The sequence below is a fragment of the Bacillus nitroreducens genome, from assembly GCF_964021195.1.
In genome coordinates, this window is sequence record NZ_CAXHYI020000001.1 from 326,462 (window position 1) to 340,785 (window position 14,324).

The window sequence follows — 14,324 nt, forward strand, 5'->3', positions numbered from 1 at the left end:
CTATTAGAGGATTGCCGATACGTAGCCGTTCGTTTCTAGCCATTGGCGTTTTTGGGTTCTATCGGCGATCAGTCACTTTCGATCTTCGTTATTCAGATTCTATCGGTAGTCAGTCTTCTTCTATATCCGTTATTTTAGATTCTATCGGTAGTCAATCTTCTTCTATATCCGTTATTTTAGATTCTATCGGTAGTCAATCTTCTTCTATATCCGTTATTTTAGATTCTATCGGTAGTCAATCTTCTTCTATATCCGTTATTTTAGATTCTATCATTAGTCAGTCTTTCTCTATATCCGTTAATTAATTTCTATAGTCGGTCAAGCTTTCTCTTTATCCGTTAGCCAATACTCGATTGAGGTTACTGAATGAAGAACAAAATAAAAAGGACGTCCAAATTTTCATTCAGACATCCCTTGTTGTATTAATTGATTAATTCTTTTATCTTCTCTATAGTATTCCCATTTATCGGTTTGCTAAACTTCCCGTTTATTCTAACGGCTGAACCAAAATGGTATTCAGTTGCATGAAGGATTTCATGCAATTCAATCATATTGTTATGGGATAAGCCAGAGCCTGGCATGACTGCAGGTGATGGTTTTTCCTTAGATAAAGCCAGCATTTTTTGTAGTTTATCAATCCCATCAAATGCTTTTGGTGCTCCGCCTGAGGTCAACACCGTTTGAACATGTTCACTGTATTTTTGCAAAGATTGATAAGCTTCAATAGTGTCTCTTGCCTCATCAATCGCTCGATGAAAGGTAATCTTCAACCCGTTTGCTGCTTCAATTACTTTTTCAAGAAAATCCTCATCAATTTCTCCGTTTTCCATTAACGAACCGAAGACTATCCCAGCTGCACCTAGCTCTTTGCACATTTTCACATCTTCTATGATCACCCTCTTATCATCGTCAGAATATGTAAACGAATAACTATGAGGACGGACCATGACATGGACGGGTATAGAAACGGCTTGCACAACATCCTTTATGGTACCATAGGAAGGTGTTAAACCTCCTTCTGTCATCGCACTTACTAGCTCTAATCTGCTTGCGCCATGTGCTTCAGCCGTAACTGCATCTTCCCTATTCTGAACAATGACTTCTATAACCATTCTTGCTTCCTCCTATCAGTTTGAAACCACGTAGACAGTTCATTTATTACGTAGTTTGAACATCTTGTACATATAGTAACCCATTGTTCCAAAAATAGACAGGAGCATTCCAATCATATACCACATGCCTAACCCTTCTTTTCCTTGAGCGACAGTGATCGATTCCCATACCCCAATTCCTAAAAATAAGGTGATAAAGAAGTTCGTCGTGATTAGCATTTTTTGTGAGGCTTTATAGAGCCCTTCTGCATTTTCTGGTGTCACTTTCACAGGGTAATTATGTACATGTGGAAACTTACTTAAGATGAACATCGTTTTAAATAAAAAGGTCGCTATGATTGGAAGGATGAGAATACTGCCTTTTCCACCCCAACTATCTGGCTCCCCCGCAATGTTAAAATGAGTGGGTACTCGATTTGGAATTTCACTCCAATTTACAATAATAAAAATATACATTCCAACTAATAAAAGAATGGAGAGTATCTCTAAAATTTTTTCAGATAAGGTTTTTCGTCGTTTAAGCACTGGATTGTTCGCCATAAAAATCCCCCTTTCCCTTCATAAAGTATACGGTAAATGAGCCTGGAGGGTTTCATTTTAAAAGCAAATCTCAACAGGATTCAGTGGTACCTTCCCACTGGTTCCTAGTTCCCGTGTGGTATCGTTTCTGATAAACTAAAAAGGGAAATACATACTTTCGTGCTAGAAGTAGTACGATTCAAAGGAGAATTGAGATGACAAAGTTCGAACAAATGCTGGATAAATATGCTGACTTAGCTGTTCGGGTCGGTGTGAATGTCCAAAAGGGACAAAATCTTTTCATAAATGCGCCGATTTCCGCTGTTGAATATGTACGTAAAGTTGTGAGAAAGGCCTATGAGGCTGGGGCAAGAAACGTATATATTGAGTGGAATGATGACGAAATCACACGAACCCGTTTTGACCTTGCACCAGATGAAGCATTTCTTGATTACCCAATGTGGAAAGCAAAAGGGATGGAAGAACTTGCAGAAGGTGGAGCTGCCTTTTTATCTATCATATCTTCAAACCCTGATTTGCTTAAAGGTGTTAATCCTGATCGGATTGCAAACGCCAACAAAACGGCAGGTCAGGCGTTAGAGAAATACCGTAATTATGCGCAAGCAGATAAAGTAAGCTGGTCCGTTATTGCCGTCCCTTCAGAAAGCTGGGCGAAAAAAGTTTTCCCTGACCTCTCTTCTGATGAGCAAGTTGAAAAATTATGGGATGCGATTTTCCAGGCTACTCGTGTAGATGTCGAGGATCCTGTTCAAGCATGGAAAGAACACAATGCAACACTGCATGCAAAGGTTGAATACATGAACAACAAAAAGTATAAGAAGTTACATTATAAAGCACCTGGAACCGATTTAGTGGTGGAACTGCCTGAGAACCACGTTTGGATCGGCGGTGGAGGTGAAAACGAGCAAAAGATTCAGTTCGTTGCTAATATGCCGACGGAAGAAGTATTTACCGTTCCCAATAAAGAAGGTGTCAATGGGTATGTAAGCAGTACAAAGCCACTTAATTACGGTGGAAGTTTAATTGACAACTTTACCTTAACTTTTGAAAAAGGACGAATCGTTGGTATCAAGGCTGAAACAGGCGAAGATACATTGAAACGACTGGTGGAAACGGATGAAGGCAGTCATTATTTAGGTGAGGTTGCTCTTGTTCCGCATAATTCACCTATTTCACAATCGAAAGTTCTATTTTACAATACGCTATTCGATGAAAATGCATCCAATCATTTTGCGATTGGAAATGCATATGCCTTCTGTATTGAAGGTGGTAAAACAATGTCACGTGAAGAACTCGCGGAAAAAGGAGTAAACTCCAGTATTACACATGTGGACTTCATGGTCGGTTCAGCAGAAATGGATATCGATGGCATCACAGCGGACGGTACCGTTGAACCTGTCTTCCGTAAAGGTAACTGGGCATTTTAATCTTCATAACAGGCACCATTGGGATGTATCCTAACGGTGCCTTTTTCATTCTGGTCCCCCCTCTCCTTCACCTCCACAATCATCCAATGTAAATTTTATTTTACGATTCTATTGAAATTCATGTTGTTTTGTGTAAATATAGGTGACAAGACAGTTGTTAAAACACCTTTACGGTCCATATTGTTTTTTCAAATTATTTTACCTAAGTTTGTGAAATTATTATCAAACTTATTACATGTAGGAGGCAAACTATGAATATAGTCAAATTGCGTAAAATGTTACAAGAATTTTTACTTGAGGATATTGGTGAACTGGACATAACAAGTCAATCGATTTTTCCCATCGAACAAACAAGTCAAGGTGTATTTATTGCGAAAGAGAATGGGATCATCTCTGGGTTATCTATTATAAAAGAAGCGTACCATCTTTTAGATTCGACCATTCAAGTGGAATTGCGTTTTGCTGACGGAGATCGCGTCAAATCTGGTGATACAATTGCCACGGTAACCGGTCCGACATCCCATCTTCTAACTGGTGAGAGAGTCATTTTAAATCTTATTCAACGAATGAGTGGAATTGCAACGACAACGAACAGATGTGTGGAGGCTTTAAACGACCCTTCCATTCACATTTGTGATACGAGAAAAACAACGCCTGGACTGAGAATGTTAGATAAATATGCGGTTGTCTCTGGCGGAGGAAAAAACCACCGTTTTGGTCTATATGATGGTGTGATGATTAAGGATAACCACATCGCTTATTGTGGTTCGATTACGAAAGCTGTGCAAGCCGTACGTGAAAAGATTGGCCATATGGTAAAAATTGAAGTTGAAACGGAAAATAAGGAGGAAGTATTGGAAGCGATCGCAGCTGGTGCTGATGTCATCATGTTTGATAATCGCAGTCCAGAAGAAGTCAGGGAATTCTCTCAATTGGTGCCGAAAGGAATTACAACTGAGGCCTCAGGGGGAATTACGTTAGAAAACTTAGCAACCTACTCGGGGACAGGTGTCCAGTATATTTCATTAGGATTTTTAACACATTCTGTAAAAGCACTTGATATTAGTTTGCAAGTGAAAGAAGGAAACAAAAAGTCTTCTTTATCTGCGAAATAGTACAAGACGAATTGATTTTTAATTATTAACGTAACCTTTGGGGGTAAAAAGGAATGTCTAACAGAAATTGGACCTTACCAGTTCTTTTAATCATTTGTAGTTTGCTTCTTGCTGGGTGCATGAATAAAGTTGGAGCCGTGTCTATCGATCGTTCAGAAGAAATCAAAACAACCATCATTGGTGGGCGAACAGGTGGTGCTTGGTCAGTCTTTACTGAAGGTATCGCAGAAAGTATTCGCCGGGAAAATAAAGGGGCACTTGTAACAGTAGAACCAGGTGGAATTGTGGAAAATCCGGCTAGTGTCGGCACGAATACAGTTCCATACGGAATCTCCTATGCCATGACAGCCTATTCCGCATTCAAAGGAACAGAACCATATAAAGTCGCCTATCCAGATATCCGAGCAATCAGTGTTGTTATCCCAGCAAATTATTATCAATTGATCGCAAGGGCGAATGTCGAATTTGATTCATTCGATGAGGTCGTCGCAACGAAAGCACCAATACGACTAGCTGTTGATCAAAAAGGTTCAGCAGGTGAAATCATTACACGAACGATTTTAGAAGAGTACGGTGTAACCTATAATGATATAAAATCTTGGGGTGGATCTGTTGATCATTTAAGTGGCGCAGCTACCTTTGAACTAATGGCAGATAATCGCATAGATACAACTGGTGATGCAGTATCTGTTCCTTCGAGTGATATTTTAGAAGCGGCCATTACAAACGACATGAAATTTATCACGATGGATCATGAAGTGCTTCAATCTGTAGCAGAAAAACTAGGGATGGAACAAGGTACGATTCCTGCAGGTAGTTATGACTTTTTAAATGAAGATATATCCACAGTCTATACTCCTGCTATTTTAATTGTTCATAAAGATGTTCCTGAAAATGAAGTGTATCGAATGACGAAATCCATCTATGAAAATTTTGAATACTTAGGTACAGTTCATAAAGAATTTCAGAAACTATCAGAAGAAAACATGAGCAAAGTTGGGAAAGTCCCTCTTCACCCTGGTGCAAAGAGATTTTTTATAGAAAAAGGACTTATTCTCGAATAGTAGAAGGGAGTTCCCACCATGAAGGGAGTTAAAAATTATCTAACTCGTGCCTTTACTGAAGGTGAAAAACGTCAGTTAACAGGTCCACACTTGACTATTTTTATTGGTTTTGCATTTATCCTTTCTGTATTCCAAGTCGGATCTGTAATGTGGGGTAAGCTAGATCCAATCCAACTGTTGGCGCCCCATTTATCTCTCATTCTAATTTTATCTTTTTTGTTTTATAGTTTTTCAAAACGTAACGGTACGAACACTCGTCCAACGATCGCTGACTATATTTGTGCCACGTTAGCATTAGGGGCTGGCGTCTATTTTTGCTTTCATGCAGAGCGGATTTCAGAACGAATTCCAATTGTTGACCCTTTATCCTCTTTGGATATTCTTGTCGGCTTCGTATTTGTTGTATTAAGTATTGAAGCAGCACGACGAACGATTGGATTTCCTATCATCATCATTGTGTTAATAGGAATTAGTTATGCCTTATGGGGACATCATTTAGGTGGACTTATTTGGCATCGCGAATTTTCATTTGCCGAAGTAGTTGAAGATTTGGCCTATAGTTTCAATGGACTTTGGGGTTCTCCGATTTCAGTTGCAGCATCGTTTGTATACATGTTCCTTTTGTTTGGAGCTTTTCTTCAAAAAGCTGGTGCTGGTGAGTTTTTCTTCCAACTGTCAACCGCTTTAGCTGGAAGAACACGTGGTGGCGCTGCAAAAGTCGCAGTACTTGCGAGTGCGTTTTTTGGGATGATTTCGGGAAGCCCAACAGCGAATGTTGTGACTACCGGGACGTTTACAATCCCTGTAAGTAAGCGCTCTGGCTACAAACCTTCCTTTGCAGCAGCAGTTGAGGCAGCGGCTTCTACAGGAGGAAGTATCTTACCACCAATCATGGGGTCTTCTGCCTTTCTAATGGCAGCCATCACACAGATTCCATATATGTCGATTGTGATTGCAGCTATCATTCCAGGATTGCTCTACTACCTATCACTACTTGCAATGGTTCATTTTGAAGCCGTTCGATTACATTTACCAACGGCGAATAAAGAGGACATTCCTAGTGTCTCTAAGGTACTAAAAGAAGGATGGTACTATTTCATACCATTGGTTGTTTTACTTTATTTTTTATTAAGTGGATATAGTGCATCCAGAACTGGTTTATATGGAGTAGGAGCCATCATCGTTGTCAGTTGGTTTCGAAAAAGTACACGGATGGGAATTAAGCAAATCTTCGAAGCAATGGTTGATGGCGCAAAATCATCTATCCCTGTAACAACCGCTTGTGCGGCTGCAGGATTAGTGATTTCGGGGATCATGTCAACAGGACTTGGTGGTAAATTAACGAGTGTTGTACTTGGTTTAACAGAAGGTATGCTTCTCCCAACCCTCATTCTAGTCATGATTATCTGTATTGTGTTAGGAATGGGTATGCCTGTTGCAGCCGCCTATATTTTAACGGCCATGCTAGCAGCTCCTGCATTGATGGAGCTTGGTGTTTCGTTAACGGCTGCACATTTATTTATCGTCTATTTCTCGATTTTCTCAGCCATTACACCACCCGTTGCTGTCGCAGCCTATGCCGCTGCTGGAATTGCTGATAGCAACCCGAACAAAGTCGGCTTCGAAGCTGTTCGACTCGGGATCGTCGGTTTTATTGTTCCATTTATGTTTGTGTTAGAACCCGCCTTATTACTGGAAGGTTCACTAGTTGAAATCATTGTTTCATTCTTTACAGCTATAATTGGAGTAATCGCTTTAGCAGCAGGCATGATCGGTAGATTTCGAATGGAAGCTACCAAATTAGATCGAATACTCTTAATTACCAGTGGTTTATTGCTGATATACCCTCATGTACTATACAGTAGTTTGGGTATTATCATTTTCATTATTGTATATGTACTACAAAAAAAGCGCCATATTCTATACACCTCAATTCAGAAAGGTGCCTAATACAGTATGAAAAAGTTCAGTGCAAGTTTGCACTGAACTTTTTTCTTTATAACTCTCTCTTCTTTTTCATCAATTCAAGTAATTTTTTGTCTAACTCTTCGTACTTCGGATCATCCTTTGACAACAAAGACAATTGACCGATAGTTGCGCTTATTTCATTATCGATTAAAAGTTTTTCCTCTTCCAAATTGTGATTTTTCACAGGCTCTTGCTGATCTTTTTGTAGATATTCTGTCAGCCCCATTTCGACCCTTCTAATGACGTGATCTTCAAATACAAGCAGTTTGTCACACATCTTTTCGAGAAAGTAGTGGTCATGAGATACAACCAGTATAGTGCCTTCAAAGGATTGGAGCATTTTCTCAAGTGATTCTCGACTTGCAAGATCAAGATGATTTGTCGGTTCGTCTAAAATCAATAAGTCAATTTCATCTAATAATAGTTTTACAAGCTTAATCCTTGTACGTTCTCCCAGACTTAACGACGAAATCGGTTGTTTGATTTTATCAGCATTAAATCCAATATTTGCAAGAATGGTTCTCGCCTCACTCAATTCGTCTTTTACGGTTAGCCCCAGATACTCGAGAATTGTTTTTTCTTCATTTAAATCGGTTATATCTTGGGATAGATATCCAACTTTCAAAGAATCACTTTTCCAAACTTCTCCATTCGAAAGCTGTAATTCTCCCATTAAGATCCGCAGTAAAGTCGTCTTCCCACAACCATTTTCCCCAAGAACCCCAATTTTTTCTGCATATTTCACATAAAAATGGCTATTTTGAAACAAGATTCTGTTTCCGAATCCCATTTCTCCATTCTTCACTTCAACAATTCGTTTACCTCTCTTCTTATTTTGCTTGAAATGAAACTGAAGTTCTTCTCTTTCTTTTGGTTTGTCGATTTTGTTTTTGGCCAACTCTTTTTCAAGTCTTTTCTTTTTCGACTTTATTTGTTTATCCATTTTCTTTGCTTTCACGCGGTAGAATTCCTTAAATCCATCTTGTTTTGTTGACTGTCGATGTGCTTTATCTGACCAATTATGCAATTGGTTCAATTGACTTTCAATTTTCTCTTTTTTCCTTTGCTGTAACTCAAAGCGATGCAACTGACTTTGGTATTGTCTTTCCTTTTCCTCGTAATAATCCGTATAATTCCCCTTATAGATAGAAGACACTCCGTCTTCAATCTCAATGATTTGGCTCACGGTTTGATCAAGAAAATAACGATCATGTGAAATCACAATGATAGTCCCGGGGTAAGTGGCCATTTCCCCAATGAGCCATTCTACTCCATTAAAATCAAGATGATTGGTCGGTTCGTCAAGTAATAACAGTTCGCATGGAGATGACCATACACTTGCTAAGGAAAGCTTAGTTTTCTCTCCTCCACTTAAATGGGCCGCTCTTTCACGATCCCATGTGTGTACTTTCATTAATCCAAGTTGACTTGTTTGTTCTAATGTTTCTCCAGATTGGGCTACCTCCTCAATGACATCCAGTGATCCTTCAGCAGCTTGTTTCACATACCCAATTGAAATGTCCCCAGAAGGAAACTCAATCATTCCTTTGTCCATTTCAATTTCACCTGTCAAAATATTCGCTACCGTTGTTTTCCCTGCTCCATTATTTCCTACGATTCCAATTCGGTCCCCAATTTGAACAGTAAATGCAATATCTTTTAAAATCGTCTTATCACCGTAGCTTTTTTGAATTCCGCTCAGCTTTAAAATCTCCATAAAAAAACCTCCCTAGGCTGTATCTAGAGAGGACGTAATGTTCCCAACGCAAATTTAGTGAAACATCAAACAGCAGGACTCTTTCATCCTCACTGATTGTTTGCTTGCACCCCACAGGAAGTAGATCACAAAGACATCACTTAGGTTTTCATCTTTGTTCTACTAATCACTATTTAACGTACAGTTATCCCCTTAATGCGGGATTTAATGCTCGTTAAAACAGGGAGAGCATACCATTGTATGAATCACAATTGGACATGGAAATGGGCATACGAATCCTATTCTCTAGATACAAATTTTTCATGTAAGGTTGTTCAAAACTTGGCCGAAAATGGCGTTTCACACGTTTAAATAACATACGCTCTGGTGCGTGAATCTGCACCACCATTGATTTCGACGCTTAGGATTCTAGTGCAAACAACGCAAAACAATAGTACGTTATTTGGCGACATACTGTTTTCATCCTCATTTTGAACATAATCTTCTTTTTGAAAAATTGGTACGAAAATAAGATTAGTTATCCATTGCCCCTTACCATTCCCTTCGTATTTGTTAATTCTACTATAAATGGCCATGGCTTTGTTTGTCAAACCCATCTTACATTTTGCTTCAAACCTTTTTCTTATAAGCTTTTTTCCGATATAATAAGGGATAGTATATGAAAAGAATGAGGCGTTTCTATGGAAAAAAAAGTTGAAGTTTTTATTTTATCTGGATTTTTAGGTAGTGGCAAAACCACTTTATTACAAAATATTCTTACCCAAGAAAAAGAATTGGGTCGGAAAGTAGCGGTTGTGATGAATGAATTAGGTCAAGTTTCAATCGATTCAAATGCGGTATCAGAGAATACCCCACTTAAGGAATTGTTGAACGGCTGTGTTTGTTGTACCATCCAAGGTCAGCTTGAGGTACATCTTCAAGGTCTCTTACAGGAACATGATCTGGATGCGATTTATATTGAAACCACAGGTGTTGCCCATCCAATAGAAGTGTTGGATGCATGTATGTCTCCACTTTTCGCTTCACAATTATTTGTCCAATCGATTGTCACACTTATTGATGTGAATCGTTGGAAGGAAAGAAATTCTTTAAGCGCACAATTGCAAATGCTGTTGCGTGAACAGGTTCGTCATGCAGATGTATTGTTACTTAATAAAATTGACCAACTGTCAGAAATGGAACAAGGACAAATTCTTTTTGAAATTCAATCCATTAACAATGAAGCAAAATGTTTATTGACCAAGCACGCAGCTGTGAAACTGAATGATCTCAGGAAAATAACAAAAGCAGATCGCAAGTCACATGAGCGTACCCATGTTCATCTCGATTTGAAGTTAAAAACGTATGTTCACACGTTTTCAAACCCACTTAATGTGGATTTGTTCGAGGATTGGCTCAGGAAAATGCCTGACACCATTTATCGAATTAAAGGCTATTTAAAGTTTACCCATTCAGCTAACACATATTTATTCCAATACTCCTATGGAACACCCATTTACATGAAAGAGCTCATGAATTACAAGACTACCTTGGTTTTTATTGGTGAACAAATCGATCCAAATTGGATGAAGGCTGAAATGGAGAAAATAGAAGAAGAAAGTAAGAAGACTGGATAATTTAGTTTTTAAAAACCGCGGACTAGTGAATGCTATTACTAATCCGCAGTTTTTTTACATGCACGTATTAATTACTTTTGCTTGTCCACAATTTCCATTTTTTCATCCTTGAACCTATTTTATCCCCTTATGCTAATTCCTTTCATCCCTAACTTGATGAGTACGAAATTTTCTTCTTTGTAACTCTCAGCGTTTGGTCCGAATTCCCAAGCATCATTTCCACATTATGTGGTAATTTAAGATTGAGTAATCGTTTGGTTACTCAAAAAAAATGAGTCGGGAGTGATGTATCATGGCAAGAAACAAACTATTGGTTCCTGGTAGCGAAAATGCTCTCAATCAGATGAAAGAAGAAATCGCCAATGAGTTTGGAGTTCAGCTTGGTGCAGATACGACCGCACGCGCGAATGGGTCTGTTGGAGGCGAAATGACGAAACGCCTTGTTGCAATGGGCCAGCAACAGTTAAAAAATGGTTCACAACAATAACTATTCGTTTGGAGGCCCTTAACGGGTCTCCTTTTTGTTTACAAATACAAAAAGCCAGCATTCCATCTAGAAATGAATGGCCTTTTCATCATATATTTCCCCTGTTGTCTTCATCACAGTTGAGCTTTCCTTGGCCTCAATCGATCTTACCCCGATTAAAATCATTCCGACCACTAGCAATGCAAATAAAAGTACAATGATACAATTTTTAATTAATACCATCTTTCCCACCCTATCATTTTTAAAACTTGTATATGTTCCCTTTTTTCCCGACAAAACCATTCTATTCACCGAATACGTTTATATTCCGATTTGTTTTAAAATGATGCAAAAACCCTATTTTTTCCCATCACTTTCATCTTTGTAGGACATAAAGTGTAGTAAGGAGGGGATTTTGTTGGATAAACTTTCTATCTTGTTTTTAGCATGTATTTTAGCTGGATTTGCACTTATTAAAGTAACCGAATATGATAGCATTTTAAACAGTTTACACCCAGTATTTAATGTAGTGGGAGTCCTTACAATTATTGTGTTTTCATTCGTTCTCATTTTCAAAGGAATTTTAGCTTTAATTGGTAAATAATCTACTTGGGGAAAAAATCCTACCTTTTTAGGGGTTTGTACCTTTCACATTTCCTAGAAAGCCATATGCTAGTACTAGTCATTTATTATAGGGTAGGTGTAAGCATATGGCGTCTATCTTTTTAGGTCCAATTGAAATCAATAGTAATGAAGGAGTTATCGTTACGGGTAATTCCTTTTACGTCTCTCCAACATCAGCGAGTAAAATCATCACGGGTTCAGGTTCATTCAATACAGGCATTTATATTACAAACAATAATCTCGTAAGTAAATCCAATACACTTGATCCAGATCTTTCCGATCTAAATACGATGTTGTAGACGTAAAAAAGAGTGACAATAAGTCGTTTTTGACCATTGTCACTCCTTTTTAATTAGGCAGTTTCACGAACTTAGCTAACTTATTAACACCATTCATTGCCGCCTCATTTGTTCGAATGCTGTGCACCTAACACTGTTCTATTATGCGTACATTGCCTCGATTTGTTTTTGCAGCTCTGCATCTTCTAAATATTCATCATAGGTCATTTGTTTATCAACCAGACCATTTGGTGTGATTTCGATGATGCGGTTTGCAATGGTTTGTACAAATTGATGGTCATGAGATGTGAATAAGATAGAACCCTTAAATGCTATTAACCCATTGTTTAGCGCTGTAATAGACTCAAGGTCTAAGTGGTTTGTTGGGTCATCAAGTAATAACACGTTTGCTCCACTTAGCATCATTTTAGATAGCATACAACGAACTTTCTCTCCTCCAGAAAGAACGCTCGGCTTTTTCAAGACTTCTTCACCTGAGAAAAGCATTCTTCCTAAGAAGCCGCGAAGGAAGCTTTCGCTTTGATCCTGTGGTGAAAACTGACGAAGCCAGTCCACAAGCGTTTCTTCATCACCACTGAAATACTTCGAGTTGTCTTTAGGGAAGTATGCTTGTGATGTGGTAATTCCCCATTTGTACGTACCACTATCTGCTTCCATTTCACCCATTAAAATTTTAAATAATGTTGTAATGGCAATTTCATTTTTTCCAACAAATGCAAGCTTGTCACCTTTTTTCATGATAAAGCTCACATTATCAAGCACCTTAACACCGTCAATTGTTTTTGAAAGTCCCTCAACACGTAATAGATCATTTCCTATTTCACGCTCTGGGGTAAATCCTACGAAAGGATAACGACGAGAAGATGGTTTAATATCATCAAGTGTAATTTTCTCTAATAGCTTCTTACGGGATGTCGCTTGCTTAGATTTGGATGCATTGGCACTAAAGCGTGCAACGAAAGCCTGTAGTTCTTTAATTTTCTCTTCTTTCTTTCTGTTAGCATCTTGTGCCATCTTTTGAGCAAGCTGGCTAGACTCGTACCAGAAATCATAGTTACCTACATAGATTTGGATTTTTCCATAATCAAGGTCTGCCATGTGTGTACATACTTTATTTAAGAAATGACGGTCATGGGATACAACAATGACTGTATTTTCGAAGTTAATTAAGAATTCTTCTAACCATTGAATCGCTTTTAAATCCAAGTTATTCGTAGGCTCGTCCAGTAAGAGGACATCTGGCTTTCCAAATAATGCTTGTGCTAATAATACTTTTACCTTTTCAGAACCCGTTAACTCAGCCATTTTTTTCGAATGAAGTTCTTCTGGGATCCCCAAACCTTTTAATAGGATTGCAGCTTCTGATTCTGCTTCCCATCCATTTAATTCAGCAAATTCACCTTCTAGTTCAGCAGCTCTCATGCCATCCTCATCTGAGAAATCTGGCTTCATGTAAATCGCGTCTTTCTCCTGCATTACTTCATATAAACGGGAGTGTCCCATGATGACTACTTTAAGAACTTCATGCTCTTCATATTCGAAGTGGTTTTGTTTTAAGATTGCTAGGCGCTCACCTGGTGTCATGTGCACGTCGCCAGTTTGTGGCTCAATTTCTCCAGAAAGAATCTTTAGGAACGTCGATTTTCCAGCCCCATTTGCTCCAATAAGGCCATAACAATTTCCGGGTGTAAACTTTATATTAACATCTTCAAAAAGCTTGCGATCACCAAAACGCAAACTTACGTTAGTTACTGTTATCATGCAGTGTAAATCCTCCATTTCATGTCATTGCTACTGATTATACCATTTTGCTAGGAACATCTCTACTTTTTCCCTATGTTTACGTCACAATGATATTGCACAAAAGACTTTACCTACTAGTTCTTCTATTCTTTGGTAAAAATTAAAAATGACTCTTTCTACAGTTCCCTGTAAATAGAGTCATCAACATAAATCCTGTTTCTCTTTTTTAACCCGGTTCATTTTACATGGCATCATTCTTCTTATCATTCTTCTTATTGTTCTCCTGTTCTAGATTTTTTTGCTGCAATGATATGTCATGTCTATCAACCTGTCTGATTAATACAAATCCTTGCATAACCTTATCTCCCCCGTAACCTGCTAAAATAGAGAGGAACACCACTCTTAACATGGAGTCTGTGTCACTTGAAGCGACAACTAAAACTGCTGCAATTATTCCGATAATCATCTCTTCTATAAAGCCTAGATAAATAAAACGCTTTGTCATACGTGGTTTTTCGATTTTCCCCCTTTTTTTAGCATGTCCTAACAAACCCATCGAACCACCAATAAAGATTGCGAGTATGAAATGTAGCAACATGTTTTCACCCCCTAAAGTCCAGATTTTGTAATACT

At 38.4% G+C, this 14,324-nt stretch carries 15 protein-coding genes; 9 read left to right on the forward strand and 6 right to left on the reverse strand.

Going from position 1 to position 14,324, the window contains the following annotated elements:
* Positions 1 to 11: 11 nt before the first annotated feature.
* Entirely contained in the window at positions 12 to 305 is a 294-nt protein-coding gene (locus ACWPVE_RS01660) for a hypothetical protein (RefSeq protein WP_453990266.1), read from the forward strand.
* 117 nt (positions 306 to 422) lie between these two features.
* Here the strand turns inward: ACWPVE_RS01660 and ACWPVE_RS01665 are convergent, their stop codons facing one another.
* Positions 423 to 1,112: a copper homeostasis protein CutC gene (locus ACWPVE_RS01665; RefSeq protein WP_453990268.1), complete on the reverse strand. Its 690-nt coding sequence runs from the start codon at positions 1,110 to 1,112 to the stop codon at positions 423 to 425.
* 39 nt (positions 1,113 to 1,151) lie between these two features.
* The gene (locus tag ACWPVE_RS01670; protein ID WP_453990270.1) at positions 1,152 to 1,652 is read right to left on the reverse strand and encodes a DUF1648 domain-containing protein; all 501 of its coding nucleotides are present in this window, start codon (positions 1,650 to 1,652) and stop codon (positions 1,152 to 1,154) included.
* Positions 1,653 to 1,846: 194 nt separating this feature from the next.
* Here ACWPVE_RS01670 and ACWPVE_RS01675 point away from each other — a divergent pair, with 194 nt between their 5' ends.
* The 4 genes from ACWPVE_RS01675 (at position 1,847) to ACWPVE_RS01690 (ending at position 7,208) form a co-directional block, all read left to right on the forward strand.
* Positions 1,847 to 3,079, forward strand: coding sequence for an aminopeptidase (locus tag ACWPVE_RS01675; RefSeq protein ID WP_453990272.1), 1,233 nt, complete (start codon positions 1,847 to 1,849; stop codon positions 3,077 to 3,079).
* Between the two features lie 251 nt (positions 3,080 to 3,330).
* The gene (nadC, locus tag ACWPVE_RS01680) at positions 3,331 to 4,194 is read left to right on the forward strand and encodes a carboxylating nicotinate-nucleotide diphosphorylase (protein WP_453990274.1); all 864 of its coding nucleotides are present in this window, start codon (positions 3,331 to 3,333) and stop codon (positions 4,192 to 4,194) included.
* A 53-nt stretch (positions 4,195 to 4,247) separates the two neighbouring features.
* Positions 4,248 to 5,258, forward strand: coding sequence for a TAXI family TRAP transporter solute-binding subunit (locus ACWPVE_RS01685; protein WP_453990276.1), 1,011 nt, complete (start codon positions 4,248 to 4,250; stop codon positions 5,256 to 5,258).
* 18 nt (positions 5,259 to 5,276) lie between these two features.
* Positions 5,277 to 7,208: a TRAP transporter permease gene (locus tag ACWPVE_RS01690; RefSeq protein ID WP_453990278.1), complete on the forward strand. Its 1,932-nt coding sequence runs from the start codon at positions 5,277 to 5,279 to the stop codon at positions 7,206 to 7,208.
* Positions 7,209 to 7,254: 46 nt separating this feature from the next.
* Here the strand turns inward: ACWPVE_RS01690 and abc-f are convergent, their stop codons facing one another.
* Positions 7,255 to 8,943, reverse strand: a complete 1,689-nt coding sequence (gene abc-f / locus ACWPVE_RS01695; protein ID WP_453990280.1) for a ribosomal protection-like ABC-F family protein — start codon at positions 8,941 to 8,943, stop codon at positions 7,255 to 7,257.
* Positions 8,944 to 9,623: 680 nt separating this feature from the next.
* On the opposite strand from abc-f, the gene ACWPVE_RS01700 reads away from it, so the two are divergent.
* Together ACWPVE_RS01700 and ACWPVE_RS01705 are read left to right on the forward strand one after the other, a co-directional pair.
* Positions 9,624 to 10,559: a CobW family GTP-binding protein gene (locus ACWPVE_RS01700; protein ID WP_453990282.1), complete on the forward strand. Its 936-nt coding sequence runs from the start codon at positions 9,624 to 9,626 to the stop codon at positions 10,557 to 10,559.
* Between the two features lie 292 nt (positions 10,560 to 10,851).
* Positions 10,852 to 11,046 (forward strand): small, acid-soluble spore protein, alpha/beta type, encoded by a 195-nt coding sequence (locus ACWPVE_RS01705; RefSeq protein ID WP_453990283.1) that lies wholly within the window; start codon positions 10,852 to 10,854, stop codon positions 11,044 to 11,046.
* A gap of 66 nt (positions 11,047 to 11,112) precedes the next feature.
* Here ACWPVE_RS01705 and ACWPVE_RS01710 read toward each other — a convergent pair whose 3' ends face one another.
* Positions 11,113 to 11,268 (reverse strand): hypothetical protein, encoded by a 156-nt coding sequence (locus ACWPVE_RS01710; RefSeq protein ID WP_453990285.1) that lies wholly within the window; start codon positions 11,266 to 11,268, stop codon positions 11,113 to 11,115.
* Positions 11,269 to 11,443: 175 nt separating this feature from the next.
* Between ACWPVE_RS01710 and ACWPVE_RS01715 the strand changes: the two genes are divergently transcribed.
* Positions 11,444 to 11,629: a hypothetical protein gene (locus tag ACWPVE_RS01715; protein WP_453990287.1), complete on the forward strand. Its 186-nt coding sequence runs from the start codon at positions 11,444 to 11,446 to the stop codon at positions 11,627 to 11,629.
* Positions 11,630 to 11,735: 106 nt separating this feature from the next.
* Positions 11,736 to 11,948, forward strand: a complete 213-nt coding sequence (locus ACWPVE_RS01720; protein WP_453990289.1) for a spore germination protein — start codon at positions 11,736 to 11,738, stop codon at positions 11,946 to 11,948.
* 141 nt (positions 11,949 to 12,089) lie between these two features.
* On the opposite strand, the gene ACWPVE_RS01725 is transcribed toward ACWPVE_RS01720, so the two are convergent.
* Together ACWPVE_RS01725 and ACWPVE_RS01730 are read right to left on the reverse strand one after the other, a co-directional pair.
* Positions 12,090 to 13,709 (reverse strand): ABC-F family ATP-binding cassette domain-containing protein, encoded by a 1,620-nt coding sequence (locus tag ACWPVE_RS01725; protein WP_453990292.1) that lies wholly within the window; start codon positions 13,707 to 13,709, stop codon positions 12,090 to 12,092.
* A gap of 223 nt (positions 13,710 to 13,932) precedes the next feature.
* Positions 13,933 to 14,289 (reverse strand): DUF4257 domain-containing protein, encoded by a 357-nt coding sequence (locus ACWPVE_RS01730; RefSeq protein ID WP_453990294.1) that lies wholly within the window; start codon positions 14,287 to 14,289, stop codon positions 13,933 to 13,935.
* Between the last annotated feature and the right edge of the window lie 35 nt (positions 14,290 to 14,324).

Excerpts from the sequence above, each read along its gene's own strand:
- ACWPVE_RS01675 (WP_453990272.1), top strand. The coding sequence starts at position 1,847 with ATGACAAAGTTCGAACAAATGCTGGATAAATATGCTGACTTAGCTGTT.
- ACWPVE_RS01700 (WP_453990282.1), top strand. The coding sequence starts at position 9,624 with ATGGAAAAAAAAGTTGAAGTTTTTATTTTATCTGGATTTTTAGGTAGT.
- abc-f (WP_453990280.1), bottom strand. The coding sequence starts at position 8,943 with ATGGAGATTTTAAAGCTGAGCGGAATTCAAAAAAGCTACGGTGATAAG.
- ACWPVE_RS01730 (WP_453990294.1), bottom strand. The coding sequence starts at position 14,289 with ATGTTGCTACATTTCATACTCGCAATCTTTATTGGTGGTTCGATGGGT.
- ACWPVE_RS01690 (WP_453990278.1), top strand. The coding sequence starts at position 5,277 with ATGAAGGGAGTTAAAAATTATCTAACTCGTGCCTTTACTGAAGGTGAA.
- ACWPVE_RS01720 (WP_453990289.1), top strand. The coding sequence starts at position 11,736 with ATGGCGTCTATCTTTTTAGGTCCAATTGAAATCAATAGTAATGAAGGA.
- ACWPVE_RS01665 (WP_453990268.1), bottom strand. The coding sequence starts at position 1,112 with ATGGTTATAGAAGTCATTGTTCAGAATAGGGAAGATGCAGTTACGGCT.
- ACWPVE_RS01710 (WP_453990285.1), bottom strand. The coding sequence starts at position 11,268 with ATGGTATTAATTAAAAATTGTATCATTGTACTTTTATTTGCATTGCTA.
- nadC (WP_453990274.1), top strand. The coding sequence starts at position 3,331 with ATGAATATAGTCAAATTGCGTAAAATGTTACAAGAATTTTTACTTGAG.
- ACWPVE_RS01670 (WP_453990270.1), bottom strand. The coding sequence starts at position 1,652 with ATGGCGAACAATCCAGTGCTTAAACGACGAAAAACCTTATCTGAAAAA.
- ACWPVE_RS01725 (WP_453990292.1), bottom strand. The coding sequence starts at position 13,709 with ATGATAACAGTAACTAACGTAAGTTTGCGTTTTGGTGATCGCAAGCTT.
- ACWPVE_RS01685 (WP_453990276.1), top strand. The coding sequence starts at position 4,248 with ATGTCTAACAGAAATTGGACCTTACCAGTTCTTTTAATCATTTGTAGT.
- ACWPVE_RS01705 (WP_453990283.1), top strand. The coding sequence starts at position 10,852 with ATGGCAAGAAACAAACTATTGGTTCCTGGTAGCGAAAATGCTCTCAAT.